Genomic DNA, 15,371 nt, shown 5'->3' with positions numbered 1-15,371 from the left:
AGGGCAGGACTATGAGCCTCAGTTAGCCCTAGCTGGAGATAGTTGGGCCAACCCTGAGGTTGATTGTGGATGCTATCTGTGGCGTCGCCGTAGTTGACACTCCCCCGGTTAGAAACCGGGGGATTCTCCCTTCTAGCTCCCCACAGCTTGAAGCTGTGAGGGATTCATGGAGTTCAGGGGATTGCCAACTACCCCATCCCCTGAGCCGACCGTACCCATTACAGATACGGCTTCTTTTAGACTCAGAGGACACGAGAATCCGTCCCACTGGGCTAGGTTCATTGCGGCATTCCAGTCGGCATCACAGCAATACCCGTCCTGCCCGGTGAACAAATGCCCACTCCTTTTCCCAATCAATCCTGTCCTGTGGTCGGTTTTGGATGTGTAGGCAGCAGGACGTTTATGCAGCGTCCTGCCCGCCATTTCCAGCTTGTAGGCAACCTTCCACTCCAAGTCGTAGTACGACCAGGTATGGCGCGATTTCCCGGCATCAGAGCGAGCCTTCTGGCTCTGTCTGGATTGGCGGATACCTGAGAGGTCTTCCATCCACACATCTGCATTTACCGCATTGGCAAACCGTACAATGCGGCGGCTAACGGTGTGGTTGACTGCCCTCATCCAACGGGCTTCTTTGCGCTCCAGTCGCTTGAGTGCTCGGTATTTACCCGCCTGTTGCAACTGGGCACGACGCTTCTGGAAACGACGACGACGATAGGCTACCTCTCCACCCCCAAAAAACACCGCCCGACCCCAACGGGTGGCCGCCACCGCCAAACGGTTCTGCCCACGGTCAACACCTAGTCGCTCCGTACTCTTCACTTCGGGAACTTCCCAAGTGATAGACAGAACGGCATACCAAGCCCCACGTATTTGCATCAGCTTCAAGGTTCCCCGTTCACAATCCTGCTCGGCCAGGATGCGCTCAAGACGCTCGGCATAGTAGGAACTGCTAACCTCAAGGGGAACCCGCTTGTCACCCTGAATTGTGGGAAAACTCACTGAGTAGGTGCTACCTACTTTGTGCAGCTTCCAGTTTTGGTTGTTGACCTCTGGCCAGAACACCTTGAAGTGTTTAGCCCGCTGGCCGGCTTTCCCCTTCAGGACACGAATCACCTGGTTGGAGAGGGCAGACTTGAGGGGTGTCACCACTTTGGCGGTGGTCAAGGCTTTGCGTTCCTTCGAACTCATGCGCAGCAGCTCGTTTGCCAGTGCGGTTGTCGCCCAAACCGTCTGGGCAAACATCTCTGCTTTGACCGCGTTGAGATCAAGAAACTTGAGCTTGAGTGTGGTGGTGACCCGTTTCATGGGGGCTATTGTACTATTCCTGTAGATGCTTCGCCGTTATCTACATGACAGAGTACAAGCATTATCGGCATTCGGTTGGAAAGGTGTTGGAATACATCAACGACCCACACCACGGCTGAATCAATTCAGCCTGTGCGCTTATATCCCCCGGTTAGAAACCGGGGGCTTTACGCTGGTTTTCGTAAAGAGCTGCCGCACAGGGGCTGGATAGTCCGGTGCGAGCCTTTTGTTAGTCATAGGGATCCCTTCCACATCCAGATGACCGCTCCTAACCCCAGGAGATCTAGACTCGGAACGTGACTTGGGGTGTATGAATACCTGCTTCGCAGGATCTGGAGGACTATGGAACGAGCAATGGAACTGTGGCGCGGTTTCCTACTGCGGGATTTTGATGTCCAAGCTTGGTGGCAGGGGAGTGTCTTAGGTCGTTTGTCGGGATCCCTGCAGCACTGGGGAAAAAACAGTCTATGGGTACAAACTTCTGACGGGATCGCCCTGGGATTGGTCATGCTCTACTGGGGCTTCTCGGCGCAACCCTCCACCGGGATCCTCGGCCTCATCCTGCTGGTGATGGCGGCAATGTTGGGTTTGGGTTGGCTGGTGCAAACCCCATCCTGGGTGGCAGCCCATCTGCCCCTGGGCCTGTTTTGGGGCATCGCTACTCTGGCGACGATTTTTTCTCCGGTTCCCTATGCAGCGCGGGATGGCTGGCTGAAGCTGACCCTCTACCTGGCGGGCTACTTGTTGCTGCATCGCCTGCTGCAAAAGCCTCGATGCCGGGATTGGGTTGTGGGATCCCTACTTTTGGTCAGCCTAGTGATGGGAGTCTACGGCCTGCGGCAATACTTTTACGGGGCGGCGGAACTGGCTACCTGGGTGGATCCGGAATCCGGCTTGGCCGGTGTAACCCGGGTGTATAGCTATCTGCGCAACCCCAATCTCTACGGCGGCTATTTGATCCCGCTCATCCCGCTGGGGCTGGGGGCGGCCTGGATCTGGCCCAGTTGGGGGGCGAAGCTGCTGGCAACCTTCATCACCCTGGTGAACCTGATCTGTTTGTTGCTCACCTACAGTCGCGGCGCTTGGATTGGCGCTTTGGTGATGGTGGCCACGATGGCGGTGCTGTTGGTGCAATGGAACAGCATCCATCTGCCAGGGCGGTGGCGACGCTGGACTCTGCCCGCTCTGTTTGCCGGAGGCGGAGCCGCTCTGCTGCTGGGGATCCTGACGGTACGCCCCTTACGACTGCGGGTGCAGAGCCTCTTTTTGGGGCGGGTCGATACCAGCAATAACTTTCGCATCAATGTTTGGGCGGCGGTGTTGGACATGATCCGTGATTTTCCGATTCTGGGGATCGGCCCTGGTAATGTCGCCTTTAACCGCGTTTATCCCCTCTACCAACGAGGCAACTTCAGTGCCCTCGGCTCCTACTCCGTGCCCCTGGAGCTAACCTTGGAAACGGGTTTCATCGGATCCCTGACCTTTGCCTGGTTTTTGTTGGTACTCTTCGATCACGGCTGGCGCCAATGGCGTTTGGCTCTGGGATCCCGAGATCCGCAAGGGCTGTGGGTGGCGGCAGGGTTGGCTGCTTGTGTGGGCATGATGGCCCATGGGCTGGTGGATACCATCTGGTACCGCCCCCAGGTTCAAATGCTGTGGTGGCTAGCGGTGGCTTTGATCACAGCCAGCTTGGGATCGTTGCAAACCATACCTTCTCAACAGGAGCAAAGGAGCAACGAATAGGGATCCCAAGCCAAGGCCCAAGCCTTTGTCCGGTTAGCGTGGCTTAACTTTAGCCTTTTGGCCTTGACGAGAGGGAATTTAGAGTGCTAAACATCTTCAGTAAAAGATAAAAATGTATCTAGATTTACAATTTGGTGGTGTCAGCAGTGTTAGAAATTAGCGGAATTGTCCGGGGTGCAGGAGGCGAATGAAAAAGATCGAGGCCGTGATCCGGCCCTTCAAGCTGGATGAGGTCAAAATTGCCTTGGTCAATGCCGGCATTGTCGGCATGACCGTGAGTGAAGTGCGGGGCTTTGGTCGGCAAAAGGGACAAACCGAGCGCTATCGGGGATCCGAGTACACGGTAGAGTTCCTGCAAAAGCTGAAAGTGGAGATCGTGGTCGAAGATGACCTGGTGGATACCGTTGTCGAGAAGCTGATCGCAGCAGCTCGCACCGGCGAAATCGGGGACGGCAAGATTTTCATCAGCCCCATTGAGAAGACCATCCGCATCCGAACTGGCGAGCTCAACCAAGACGCCCTCTAATCTAAACAGATGGGTTACAGATGGGTTGTCCCAGAAGCTTGGGTCGATGACCCGAGCCTTGGGTGAGTTTGCTGTGGTGTATCAGTGGGCTGATTTTGGCCCAACCTTCCCTGTAATGCGTTGTGAAATGCGTTGTGAGAAGTACCGTCACTTTAGGTGAGTCGAAAAGCATGACTATGACGATGATCCAAAAGCTCAAAAGCCAAGTGCCACAGTGGCTCTGGCGGCCAGCCAAGTGGAGCCTGACTGCCACCCTGATCGGGGGGTTGGTGTTTTTGTTTAGCCAAGGAACTGCCTTTGCCCAGGAGGCCGACGAAGTTCAGTACCACGCTGACATTGTCTGGACGATCGTGTCCGCAGCCTTGGTGTTCTTCATGCAGGCGGGTTTCGCCATGGTGGAGACAGGCTTTACCCGTTCTAAGAATGCCGCCAACATCATGATGAAAAACTTGATGGACTTCTGCATGGGCTGTTGCGCCTTCTGGTTCCTCGGGTTTGGTCTGATGTTTGGCAACAGTGGCGGCTTCTTCGGTACCAGTTGGTTTGCCTTTGGCTGGCAACAAGCCTATGAGGCAGGCGGCTGGCCCTTCACGTTCTTTGTCTTTCAAATGGTGTTCGCAGCCACAGCCGCTACCATTGTTTCCGGGGCAATGGCGGAGCGTACCAAGTTTTCTGCCTATCTAATTTATTCCGTGATCATCTCTGGGCTGATTTACCCCATCTCGGGGAGCTGGGGCTGGAATGGTTTATTTGCAGACTACAACGGCGACACAGCTGGCTGGTTAGAGAACCTCGGCTACATCGACTACGCTGGCTCTGGTGTGGTGCACTTGGTGGGGGGTGCTGCCGCTTTGGCGGGTGCTATTGTGCTGGGCCCTCGCATTGGCAAGTACGGCCCCAACGGTGAACCGCGAGCAATTCCGGGCCACAACCTGCCTCTGGGCATGTTGGGGGTGTTCATTCTCACCCTGGGCTGGATTGGGTTTAACGCCGGTTCTACCACCGCTGCTTCTACCGACATTGGTTGGATTGCCATGAATACCCTGCTGGCGGCTTCTGCCGGGGCGATTGGAGCAATGTTTACCTCCTGGGCCCACTTTGGTAAACCGGATATGACCTTTGCCGCGAACGGTGTGCTGGCGGGTTTGGTGGGTATTACAGCTCCCTGCGACAGCGTTCATCCGTTGGGAGCGTTGATCATCGGCTCCATCGCCGGGATCCTGGTGGTGATTTCTGTGGTGATTCTGGATACGGTGCTGAAAATTGATGACCCGGTGGGCGCGGTTTCGGTACACGGCACCTGCGGCATCTGGGGAGTATTGGCGGCAGGGATCCCCTTCTTTGCCAATGCCAACTATGCCGAGGATGTCACCTGGGGCCAATTCGGAGTGCAGATTATCGGTGCTTTGGCTTACTTCCTCTGGCCCTTCATCACCTGTTTGATCCTATTCCTCATCCTCAAGGCAATCACTGGCTTGCGCACCAGTGCTGAAGAAGAGATCGCCGGTTTGGACGTGGGCGAGCATGGCAACGTGGCTTATCCCGACTTTGTCAGTGCCGCCACCGACTCGGAGCAATCTTAAACTCTTAAGTAGAGTTACTTGAGCTACTTGAGCTAACAGAAAACCTGGATAGCACTGAATAGCATCAAAGGGGGTCAGAATTGACCCTCTTTTCTTTTGGTATAAAGGGATACTTGCTCAGCAGAAAAAGACACCTCAAGATCAAAGGCAAGGGACTTGGACAAATTTCGTTCGTTAAACGTTAAGAATTATGAGAAGGATGGTTTTCCCGCGTCTGCGGCAGGGGAGTGCATTGGGTTTGAGCAAAGGAGGGAGGATCCTGCTGTGGATCGGGGGGCTGCTGGGGTTGGGGAGTGTAATGGCCCCGCCCGCCCTGGCCCAAACGGATCTGACAGCATTGGAGCAAGCCTTGCCTCCCGAGGCCTGGGCTGAGCTGCAAGCCCTGTTACAAACCCAGCAGTATCATGCTGATCTTGTCTGGACTATTGTGGCTGGGGCACTGGTGTTTTTCATGCAGGCGGGTTTTGCCATGGTGGAGGCGGGCTTCACGCGGGCCAAAAATGCCGCCAACATCGTCTTGAAAAACCTGATGGATTTTTGCTGTGGGGCCTGTGCCTTTTGGGCTTTGGGCTTTGGGTTGATGTTTGGTTCCCACGTAGCCGGTTTCTTGGGTACAGACTGGTTTTTCTTCACCTGGCAGCAGGCGGCTGAGGCGGGTAGCCAAAACGATGCTTGGCCTTTCACCTTCTTTTGCTTTCAGTTGGTGTTTGCTGCCACAGCCGCCACGATTGTCTCTGGAGCGATGGCCGAGCGCACTCGCTTTGTGGCCTATTTGATCTACTCCATTGTGATTTCTGCAGTTATCTACCCGATTTCTGGAGGTTGGGCTTGGAATGGCTTGTTTGCCGACTACAACGGTGGCAGCGCAGGTTGGCTAGAGAACTTGGGCTACATCGACTTTGCCGGGTCGGGGGTGGTCCACCTGGTGGGGGGAGCGGCAGCTTTTGCCGGAACCTTGGTCTTGGGGCCGCGCCTGGGCAAGTACAGTGCTACCGGGGAGCCGCGTGCCATCCCTGGGCACAGCTTACCTCTATCTATGTTGGGGGTGTTCATCTTGTGGGTGGGCTGGATTGGTTTCAATGCCGGATCCACCACAGCAGCGATTCCTGACATGGGCTGGATTGCCTTCAATACCTACTTGGCGGGGTCAGCCGGAGCCATTGGTGCCCTCTGTACCTCCTGGGCCATTTTTACCAAGCCAGATATGACCTTTGCGGCCAACGGAGTGCTGGCGGGCTTGGTGGGCATCACCGCTCCCTGCGCAACGGTTCATCCTGTAGGAGCAATCTTAATTGGCTCCATTGCTGGGGTTTTGGTGGTGATCTCGGTGCTGTTTATCGAAGGCACCTTGAAGGTGGATGACCCGGTGGGGGCGGTATCGGTGCATGGAGTGTGCGGGGCGTGGGGGGTGATTGCCGCCGGGATCCCCTGGTTTGCCCATGCGGAGGCGGGGGTGAGCTGGCAGATTTTGCCAGTGCAGGTGCTGGGGGTGATCGCCCTGGGGGGATGGTCGTTTGTGAGTTGTTTGGTGTTGTTTTTGATTTTGAGGGGTACCATTGGCCTGCGGGTCTCAGCAGAAGAAGAGTTGGCCGGCTTGGATATCGGTGAGCACGGCAATATCGCTTACCCTGACTTTGTCAGTGCCTCAAGTGAATTGGAACGATGATTCCTACCCCAACTGTATAAGCCTGTCCCCATTACCGAGAATGATAAAGTTGTTCTCGACCAGGTCAAAGATACAGCCCTTTAATGCTCCGCAGTCGCGTGTCGCGTAGCATTAGCGTTGCGTAGCAACAATGCCTATGGCAGGCTGCGCTACCCCTAAAGTGAACGTGTAAAGTGAACGTGGGTTTGCGACAACAACAGTTGTGTCCTTACCCTATTTTGAAAGCGCTAGAGTGCTCCGCACCGCTGTCGCGAAGGGGATTCCCCCGTGCTAGGTGACTAGCGGTCACGCTAGCGTGCCCTTGGCGTAAAGGGCTGTACTCAGCCCTCTCCAGATTTTTCAAAGCTTGTTCCGCTTGATGGTTGGGGTTTGGACATGACGGTATCCTCCTGTTTGAGGTGGGCCCTGCTAAGGCATAGTTAAGGTGAACGAACTGCTACCTTGTATCACCTCTTGTTTCTCTGAAAGGGATCCCACCATGAACCCCACGACCCAACATCAGTTGCTGCTCAAAATTGTGGCCGGCTCGGCCTGGGCCGATGGGCACTTGGAACCTCAGGAATCGGCCTATCTTGGATCCCTGCTGCGGCGATATAACCTGGAGCACGATACCGAACTGCGGGAGCTCTTTCAAAAGCCAATCCCCACTGAACAAACGGAACGGTGGATGGCAGATTATTTGACGCAGGCGACTGAAACCGAACGGATGCAGTTGTTGGGGGCGATCGGCAACCTCTTGATCGCGGACGACAATGTCTCACCAGAAGAGCACAGCCTTTTGGACGACTATCACACCCTGATGGCTGGGATCCCGGCACGGCCAGAATCAGCCCCCAGCTTGGTGAGGAGTGTCAGGCAATTTTTCCGCCGGATGGCGAAAGCAGTCTCCAGCTGACAGATAGAGGGTTTGGGCACTGAACCATTTCATTCTGGGTGACACGGAGCCATTCCTGACTCCCAGGACTTGGCGTTCCCAGTTGCCAACACTAAAACATTAAATTTCTCTAAACCGCAGAAAAATCTCCAAAACCGTAAGATACGATACAGACATAGGATAAATCGTTCATCTCTGTGGTTGGTCATTTATCTGGAACTGCACAGAGACGGAAGTAGGGATCCCCCCGAAGGAACGCGCCTCAACCTAGTTCCGCCATGCTTATTTGGCGTAGTGTTTCAACGACATCAGATTCAACCATTCGTTGATGGAGGCGACTCATGAAACTCTCTTTTCGTGGCAACAACTTTGACTACGTCCCCGCGCATGCTCAGCTCAGCGATGAAGAATTGCAGGCTCAATATCGCGGCCAAACCCTGCTGGTACACCACACCAGCAAAAACGCGATGCCTCACCCTAATCAACCTTTGATCTACCGGGGTGTGACCTACTAACTAACTGCTGGCTCAAGTAGGCGATTCTTCAACTTCTGAGGATTCTGTGTGCGTTCTGAGCCAGAGATCCTCAAAGACCAAGCGGCCCCCCATTGGGGTCGTTTTTTGGTTCAATTCCTTCCCTGGATCCTTGCACCCAGATCATTGGGATGGAAAGTGATTGAGATTGGAGTTAATGGCTGGCCATGGCAGCAGTCTCGGAAGTGGCAAAAGAGGTACCACAGCCACAACTGGCGACAGCATTGGGATTCTTGAAGCGAAAGCCCCCCCCCAGCAAATCTTCCGAAAAATCAACGGTGATGCCGCTGATCAAGGTCATGCTCAAGGGATCCACAGCTACCCGGATGCCATCAAAATCAAAAACCTGGTCGTCGGGATTGAACTGCGGCTCAAAATTCATCACGTAAGACAGGCCGGAACAACCGCTGGGCTTCACCCCCAAACGCAGAATCGGCTCGGATCCCTCTTTTTCGTACTTGCTGCGCAGGCGCTTTAATTCTTGGACTGCACTGTTGGTAACGGTGATCATGGCGGGAACGCTCACATCTTATCCTCCATCCTACCAGGGTTTTTTAGCCAGTCGGCAGGAAGTCGCGCGCGCTGCCCGAATCAGGGGAATCCTGCTGTTCAGTGTACCGTTTCAAGACGGACACTGTGACCCCGCCACAACTGGCAATGAAGTACGACTCATTCCCAAGCACGGACTTCCAACAGTGCTCTGCACCGCTACGCGACAGAACTTGTTCATGCGCTCTGCAAACTCAGACCGCAGCCTGCGACCAGATACAGACTTCAAGTTGTTGATGAACTTAGACACCATCTGGTAGGCACAGCATGAGGGTCGGGAGCATGTCACTCGGTTGTCTGTGGGAAAAACGTCTTGAGTCGGAACACAAGAGAGTCTCAGGAAAGTCTTATCTTTAGGCAAAGGTTTGCTTATAGATCAGCTGTAACTGCTCCAGCTCATCTTTGCGGGCGGCCCGGCGCATCAAGCGCATCTGTTCTTCGATTAACTGGCGGGCCTCGTTGCGGCTAATCGGATCAAAGATCAGCTCTTCAGCACCCACGTTCTGGCCGTCTGGGGTGTTCTCAAGGGATCCAAAATAAACCCGAAAAAACAGCCTTTGGGCGTAAAGGGTCGTGAAAAGAGCCTGGTTTTCATTAACCTGACACAGGCTGTAGAGCAGACCAAAGGTGGGGTGATTCAGGTAAGACTCACTCATGCTCAATAGCGTATCACCCTTGGGGGAGAGGGGAGGCTTTCCCCTGGCATCAGAGGGGCGGAGTCTCTGGAATGGCATTACTGTTGTTCTTCAGACTAGGGGATCAGATCATAAGTTCCATCCAACCCGATTTTTCCTCCCGCGACCGGATTTAACAAAGTTTTTAGTCTGGGGTTTATGCTGAGAGAGTGGATCCCTTTGCGGATGTTTTCAACTCATGTCCAGAACCTGTACAATCTATCGCCGTGCGCAATTTGCCGCCAGCCATCGTTATTGGCTACCTGAGCTCTCGGAAGCTGAAAATCTCGCCCGATTTGGCCCAAATGCCTGTTTCCCTGGGCATGGGCACAATTATGTGTTGCAGGTTGGTATGCAGGGGGAGGTGGATGCCTATGGCATGGTTTTGAACCTGTCGGATGTGAAGCAGGTTTTGCAACAACGGGTGATTCAAGATCTCAACTTTGCCTATCTGAATCAGGCTTGGCCGGAGTTTGCTCAAACCCTGCCGACCACTGAGTTTATCGCCTATGCGATTTGGCAGCGTCTGGGGGATGCTTTGCCCTTGACGAGCATTCGTCTGTATGAAAGTCCTGAGCTTTGGGCCGACTATCGAGGAGAAGCCATGCAAGCCTATTTAACCGTAGCCACCCATTTCAGCGCCGCCCATCGATTGGCGTTGGATCACCTCAGCTTTGAGGAAAATAGCCAGATTTACGGGTTGTGTGCCCGCCCCCACGGCCATGGCCACAACTACGGCCTGGAGGTGACCGTCAAGGGATCCATCGACCCTCGTACCGGCATGATCGTGGACTTGGTGGCGTTGCAGCAGGTGATCGACCACTGGGTGGTGAAGCCCTTCGACCACACCTTCTTGAACGAAGACATCGAATACTTTGCCCAGGTGGTGCCCACCGCCGAGAATATCGCCCTGCGCATTCAACAACTGCTCACTTTGCCGGTGCGGGAGCTGGGGGTACAGTTGCATCGGGTGCATTTGCAAGAAAGCCCCAACAACAGTAGCGAGGTGTACGGAGAGTTTCCGCTGGAAGAATTAGAACTGGAAGCAACAGCCTCTGCTCCCGTCAGCGGGACGGAACCCCTAGGGATCCCCGCTGGGGAAGCTGTAGCCCCACCCGCTTATGTTGGATCTCGTTAAGCTCAGTGGCCAAATCCCCGGCCTGACTCAACACCTGCAACAGGAAGCCAAAGCCAGCCAGAAGCGTTTGCAGCAGGCTCTACACATCCTAGAGCAGCTGCAACAGGAACCGCAGGTTTGGCAATCTCGCTATGCCGATTGGGGATCCCATCTTTCGTTTACCTGTGCCAGCCCAGCCGAGCCGCCGCAGACCTGGGGATCCCAAGCCAAAATTGAGCCCCTAAAGGGACGACACACGGTGGTGGCCACGGATGGATCCCAGATTGTGCCCAACCATCACGAGATCGCCTATTGCTCCTTGATCAATGTGGGACGGGTGGTGTTGCACTACGGCACCCAGCAATGGCCGCTGTTGGATAGCCTGCCGGTGTTGCTGTACCGCTCGGCCGAACTGCAACACAACTCCGGTTTGCGGGCAGAAGAGGTTTTGGCGCTGCGGCGTACCCAGGCGGAATGGGAGGAACTGGCCCAGTTGGCTCTTGCTGTCCCCCGTCGCCGTACCACCTTGGCGCTGGTGGATGGATCGTTGATTCCGTGGGGGCTGGAGTCGTTGGCGGCTGAGGAGCAACGGCTGTGGTTGGATCCCCTGTTGGCGGTTCTGGAACGGTTACGAGCGGCCCGGATCCCGTTGGTGGGGTACATCAGCGCCTCCCGCAGCAGCGAGACGGTGAACTATCTGCGCTTGGGGCTGTGTCCGTTCTTAAGCTGTGAATGTCACCGCTATTGCAGCTCAGAGCAGGCTCCGCCTTGCCAGCCGTTTGCGCCGTTGCCGGATCGGATCTTCTGGGGATCCCTACTACAACCGGGAGAGCGCAGCCCGATTTGGCGCAGTGGGGCAAAGGTATTGGCTCCCTTCGGAGAGCACCATATTCACTGTTGTTACCTGAATGTCAGTCAGGGATCCCTGGAGGAGGCAGAGATTGCCCGTGTGGAGTTCCCGGCTTGGGTTGCACAAGATGCCCAGTTGCTACAGCGAGCCTTGGCAGGAGTCTTGAGCCAGGTGCAAAAGGGCTTTGGCTACCCGGTTGCCTTGGCAGAAGCCCATCATTTGGCGGTGGTACGGGGTGGGGATCGGCAGCGGTTCTTTGCCCTGATCGAACAGGAGTTGATCCGCACCGGACTACGCAATGTGGCCGTCTCCCGCAAGGAAGCCCAAAAGCGGGGGGGCATTGCGTGAAGGTTACCCGAAAGCGAAGAGAGTATGAAGGAATGATGCTTTGGGCCAAGTTTTGCGGATCTAGGTTCCAGTTCAAGACCGACCCAGACACACTGGTAAAACCAGCTCCAACCTTGACCCAGCTTGAGGGGATCCCTGTACAGCGGTTATGGTTGCGAAGTTACCCCCTGCTATTTCTGTCCCGGTATGATGACTCGAACCTCTCTGCGCTCCGTCTCCACCACCCTGACCCCGAACCCCCTTTGGTACAAGGACGCGGTGATTTACGAGGTACCGGTGCGAGCCTTTGCCGATAGCGATGGCGATGGGGTAGGAGACTTTCAGGGGCTGACGGAAAAGCTGGACTACCTGCAGGATCTGGGGGTGACCGCCATCTGGTTGCTGCCTTTTTTCCCATCTCCCTTGCGGGATGATGGCTACGACGTGGCGGATTTCACCAGCGTTAACCCCACCTTTGGCACCCTCGAAGACTTCAAAGCGCTGCTAGACGCCGCCCACCAACGGGGGATCCGTGTCATCATCGAGCTGATCCTCAACCACACTTCTGACCAGCACCCCTGGTTTCAACGGGCCAGACGCTCCGCTCCGGGTACCCCAGAACGGGATTTTTACGTTTGGAGTGATACCCCCGAGAAATACAAAGAAGCGCGCATCATTTTCCAAGATTTTGAAACCTCCAACTGGACCTGGGATCCGGTGGCCAAAGCCTATTACTGGCACCGTTTTTATTCCCACCAGCCGGATTTGAACTACGACAACCCCGCCGTGCAGAAGGCCATCTTTGAGGTGGTGGATTTTTGGATGGATATGGGTGTGGATGGTCTGCGCCTGGATGCAGTGCCCTATCTCTACGAACGGGAAGGCACCAACTGCGAAAACCTCCCCGAAACCCACGCTTTCCTAAAAGCCCTGCGCAAGCACATCGACCACAAGTATCAGGATCGCATGTTACTAGCCGAAGCCAACCAATGGCCGGAAGATGCGGTGGCCTATTTTGGCGAGGGAGATGAATGCCACATGGACTTCCACTTCCCTTTGATGCCGCGCCTGTTTATGGCCATCCAGATGGAAGACCGCTTTCCGATTATTGATATCTTGCAACAGACACCCCCCATTCCCGAGAACTGCCAGTGGGCCATCTTCTTGCGCAACCACGACGAACTCACCCTGGAAATGGTCACCGACGAAGAGCGGGACTATATGTACCAGGTTTACGCCAAAGACCCAAGCGCACGGGTGAACCTGGGCATTCGCCGTCGTTTGTCACCGCTACTGGGCAATAGCCGTCGTCGCATTGAATTGATGAACAGCCTGTTGTTTTCCCTGCCGGGAACCCCCGTTCTCTACTACGGGGACGAAATCGGCATGGGGGACAACATCTACCTCGGGGATCGCAATGGGGTACGCACCCCGATGCAGTGGAGTGCCGACCGCAATGCTGGTTTTTCGCGGGCCAATCCGCAAAAACTCTATTTACCGATTGTGATCGATGCCGAATACCACTACGAAACCGTCAACGTGGAGGCGCAGCGGAACAACCCCTATTCTTTGTGGTGGGCGATGAAACGGCTGATCGCCGTGCGCAAGCGCTTCCAAGCTTTCGGCCAGGGATCCTTCGAGCTGTTGCATCCGGAAAATCGCAAGGTGCTCTGCTTTATGCGGGTGTTTGAAGAGGAGCGCATCCTGGTGGTGGCCAACCTATCTCGCTATGTGCAGTGTGTGGAGCTGGAGCTGGCGGAATGGGAAGGGTTCATTCCGGTGGAGATCTTCGGGCGCACCGAGTTCCCCCCGATTGGGCAGTTGCCCTATTTCCTGACGTTGGGCCCCCATTCGTTCTATTGGTTTTCCATCGAACCGCAACGGCAATCGGAACGGCTTCACCCTAGCCACAGCAAGCCGGAAGAGTTGGAGCGCATCCCCACTCTGAAGGCAAAAAATGGCTCTTGGGAAAGTCTCTTTCAAGGGGAAACCCGGAAGCTGGTGGAAGCAGTGTTGGGCGACTACCTCTATCGCTGTCGTTGGTTTGGTTCCAAAGCCCGACAAATTCAGGCAACCCAAATTGTGGATGCCATTCCCTGCAATCGGGAGGCGGATCCCCCTTTTCGCGGCCAGATTTTGATCCTACAGACGGAGTTCACGGAAGGAGATGCGGAAACCTACCTAATCCCGGTGGGCTATGCCACCCAAGAGGCCGCTTTGCAAATGCGCATGGAGATGCCTCAGGCCATTATTGCGCCGGTACAGGTGCAGGGGGAGCCACCTGGGATCCTCTTCGATGCTTTGGCAGACAAGACCTTTTTGCATATTCCGTTGCAGATCATCGCCCAGCAGGGCCGTCTGCGGCAAAGTTCAGGGGAACTGTTGGCCACTACCCTTTCTCCCTTTGAGTACGATCCTGACCTAGAGCCGCGCGTTCTCAAGGCGGAGCAGAGCAACACCTCGGTGGTTTATGGCAATCACTACATTCTCAAGTTTTACCGCAAGGTTTCGGAAGGAGTGAACCCGGAGCTGGAGATTGGCCGCTACCTCGTCCAACACCATGCCCAAGTGCAGGTGCCACGGGTGCTCGGATCCCTGGAGTATCGCCGCCGCAAGGGATCCCGGAGTTTTGAATCCGCCGACAAGTCGATTACCTTGGCCATTTTGCAGGAGTACATCCCCAATGAGGGGGATGCCTGGCACTACACTCTCGACAGCCTTAGCCAGTACTTCGAGACGGTGTTGATCCATCACCAAGCGGTGGATCCCGTACCCGTACCGCAGGGATCCCTGCTGCAACTGGCCCAATTGCCTTTGCCAGAACTGGCCTATGCCACCATTGGCAGCTACCTGGAGTCGGTGCGGATCTTGGCTAAGCGAACCGCCGAGTTGCACATTGCCCTTGCTGCCGAGACCGAAGACAAAGATTTTGCGCCCGAACCTTTTTCCAGTCTTTATCAGCGCTCTATTTACCAGTCCATGCGCAATTTGGCCGGGCAGGTGTTTCCCCTGCTCCATAAGCAAATGCACAAACTACCAGAGCCGGAAGCCAAATTGGCTCGTGTCGTTAAAGATCAAGAAGACGAGATCATGAGCCGTTTTCGCTTGGTCTTAGAGCAAAAGATCACGGCTCTGCGCACCCGTTGTCATGGGGATTATCACCTCGGCCAAGTACTATTTACCGGTAAGGACTTCGTCATCATCGACTTTGAAGGAGAACCGGCCCGCTCTTTGGGGGAACGGCGGCTGAAACGATTCCCTTTGCGGGATGTGGCGGGGATGCTGCGCTCCTTTCACTATGCGGTGAGTATGGCCTTGCGCCAACAACTGGACAGTGGCTTGATCAACGAGGACAACCGCGCTGCCATGATGCGCTGGGCCCAGTTTTGGCATCGCTGGGTGTGTGCAGGCTTTTTGGCGGAATATTTGCAGGTGGCCTCCCAGTCGGCTTTTTTGCCCCGTAATCTGCAGGAGTTAGAAGTTTTGTTGGATGCCTATTTGTTGGAAAAGGCAATTTATGAATTGGGATATGAATTGAACAACCGCCCCGATTGGGTGGAGATTCCGTTGCGAGGGATCCTGCAATTGCTGGGCATTTCCACTAAGGTCTGAGCTCATGGAGCG

At 55.2% G+C, this 15,371-nt stretch carries 12 protein-coding genes, 1 pseudogene and 1 riboswitch; of the genes and pseudogenes, 9 read left to right on the top strand and 4 right to left on the bottom strand.

What is annotated here, in order from left to right; genetic code table 11:
• Window positions 1-132: 132 nt before the first annotated feature.
• Entirely contained in the window at window positions 133-1,305 is a 1,173-nt protein-coding gene (locus JX360_RS03475) for an RNA-guided endonuclease TnpB family protein (protein WP_244349186.1), read from the bottom strand.
• A gap of 342 nt (window positions 1,306-1,647) precedes the next feature.
• Between JX360_RS03475 and JX360_RS03470 the strand changes: the two genes are divergently transcribed.
• From JX360_RS03470 to JX360_RS03445, 6 genes are all read left to right on the top strand, one after another.
• Window positions 1,648-3,048: an IctB family putative bicarbonate transporter gene (locus JX360_RS03470; RefSeq protein WP_244349185.1), complete on the top strand. Its 1,401-nt coding sequence runs from the start codon at window positions 1,648-1,650 to the stop codon at window positions 3,046-3,048.
• 187 nt (window positions 3,049-3,235) lie between these two features.
• The gene (locus tag JX360_RS03465; protein WP_235276790.1) at window positions 3,236-3,574 is read left to right on the top strand and encodes a P-II family nitrogen regulator; all 339 of its coding nucleotides are present in this window, start codon (window positions 3,236-3,238) and stop codon (window positions 3,572-3,574) included.
• A gap of 170 nt (window positions 3,575-3,744) precedes the next feature.
• A complete protein-coding gene (locus JX360_RS03460; protein WP_244349184.1) occupies window positions 3,745-5,157 on the top strand; it encodes an ammonium transporter in 1,413 nt (470 codons plus the stop codon).
• Window positions 5,158-5,356: 199 nt separating this feature from the next.
• Window positions 5,357-6,823, top strand: coding sequence for an ammonium transporter (locus tag JX360_RS03455; protein ID WP_244349183.1), 1,467 nt, complete (start codon window positions 5,357-5,359; stop codon window positions 6,821-6,823).
• Window positions 6,824-7,301: 478 nt separating this feature from the next.
• Window positions 7,302-7,718 carry a tellurite resistance TerB family protein gene (locus JX360_RS03450; RefSeq protein ID WP_244349182.1) on the top strand — a complete coding sequence of 139 codons (417 nt, stop codon included), beginning with the start codon at window positions 7,302-7,304 and terminating at the stop codon, window positions 7,716-7,718.
• Window positions 7,719-7,881: 163 nt separating this feature from the next.
• Window positions 7,882-7,959, top strand: a riboswitch (Glutamine riboswitch).
• Window positions 7,960-8,038: 79 nt separating this feature from the next.
• On the top strand, window positions 8,039-8,212 hold the full coding sequence (locus JX360_RS03445; protein ID WP_244349181.1) for a DUF4278 domain-containing protein: 174 nt from the start codon (window positions 8,039-8,041) through the stop codon (window positions 8,210-8,212).
• A 172-nt stretch (window positions 8,213-8,384) separates the two neighbouring features.
• On the opposite strand, the gene JX360_RS03440 is transcribed toward JX360_RS03445, so the two are convergent.
• The 3 genes and pseudogenes from JX360_RS03440 to JX360_RS03430 form a co-directional block, all read right to left on the bottom strand.
• Window positions 8,385-8,741 (bottom strand): HesB/IscA family protein, encoded by a 357-nt coding sequence (locus JX360_RS03440; protein ID WP_244349260.1) that lies wholly within the window; start codon window positions 8,739-8,741, stop codon window positions 8,385-8,387.
• A 43-nt stretch (window positions 8,742-8,784) separates the two neighbouring features.
• Window positions 8,785-9,029: pseudogene (locus tag JX360_RS03435) on the bottom strand (transposase); the annotation flags it as partial.
• Window positions 9,030-9,132: 103 nt separating this feature from the next.
• Window positions 9,133-9,435 (bottom strand): PipX family protein, encoded by a 303-nt coding sequence (locus JX360_RS03430; RefSeq protein ID WP_244349180.1) that lies wholly within the window; start codon window positions 9,433-9,435, stop codon window positions 9,133-9,135.
• 217 nt (window positions 9,436-9,652) lie between these two features.
• Between JX360_RS03430 and JX360_RS03425 the strand changes: the two genes are divergently transcribed.
• The 3 genes from JX360_RS03425 (at window position 9,653) to treS (ending at window position 15,359) form a co-directional block, all read left to right on the top strand.
• Window positions 9,653-10,591 (top strand): 6-carboxytetrahydropterin synthase, encoded by a 939-nt coding sequence (locus JX360_RS03425; RefSeq protein WP_244349179.1) that lies wholly within the window; start codon window positions 9,653-9,655, stop codon window positions 10,589-10,591.
• Window positions 10,575-11,768 (top strand): DNA double-strand break repair nuclease NurA, encoded by a 1,194-nt coding sequence (locus JX360_RS03420; protein ID WP_244349178.1) that lies wholly within the window; start codon window positions 10,575-10,577, stop codon window positions 11,766-11,768. Before JX360_RS03425 ends, JX360_RS03420 begins: the two co-directional genes overlap by 17 nt.
• Window positions 11,769-11,957: 189 nt before the next feature.
• Entirely contained in the window at window positions 11,958-15,359 is a 3,402-nt protein-coding gene (treS, locus tag JX360_RS03415) for a maltose alpha-D-glucosyltransferase (RefSeq protein WP_425244351.1), read from the top strand.
• The last annotated feature ends 12 nt before the right edge of the window (window positions 15,360-15,371 follow it).

Origin of the sequence: Thermostichus vulcanus str. 'Rupite', from assembly GCF_022848905.1 — a bacterium.
In the GTDB taxonomy this organism is placed as follows: Bacteria; Cyanobacteriota; Cyanobacteriia; order Thermostichales; family Thermostichaceae; genus Thermostichus; species Thermostichus vulcanus_A.
This window is presented reverse-complemented; position numbering and strand designations above follow the sequence as displayed.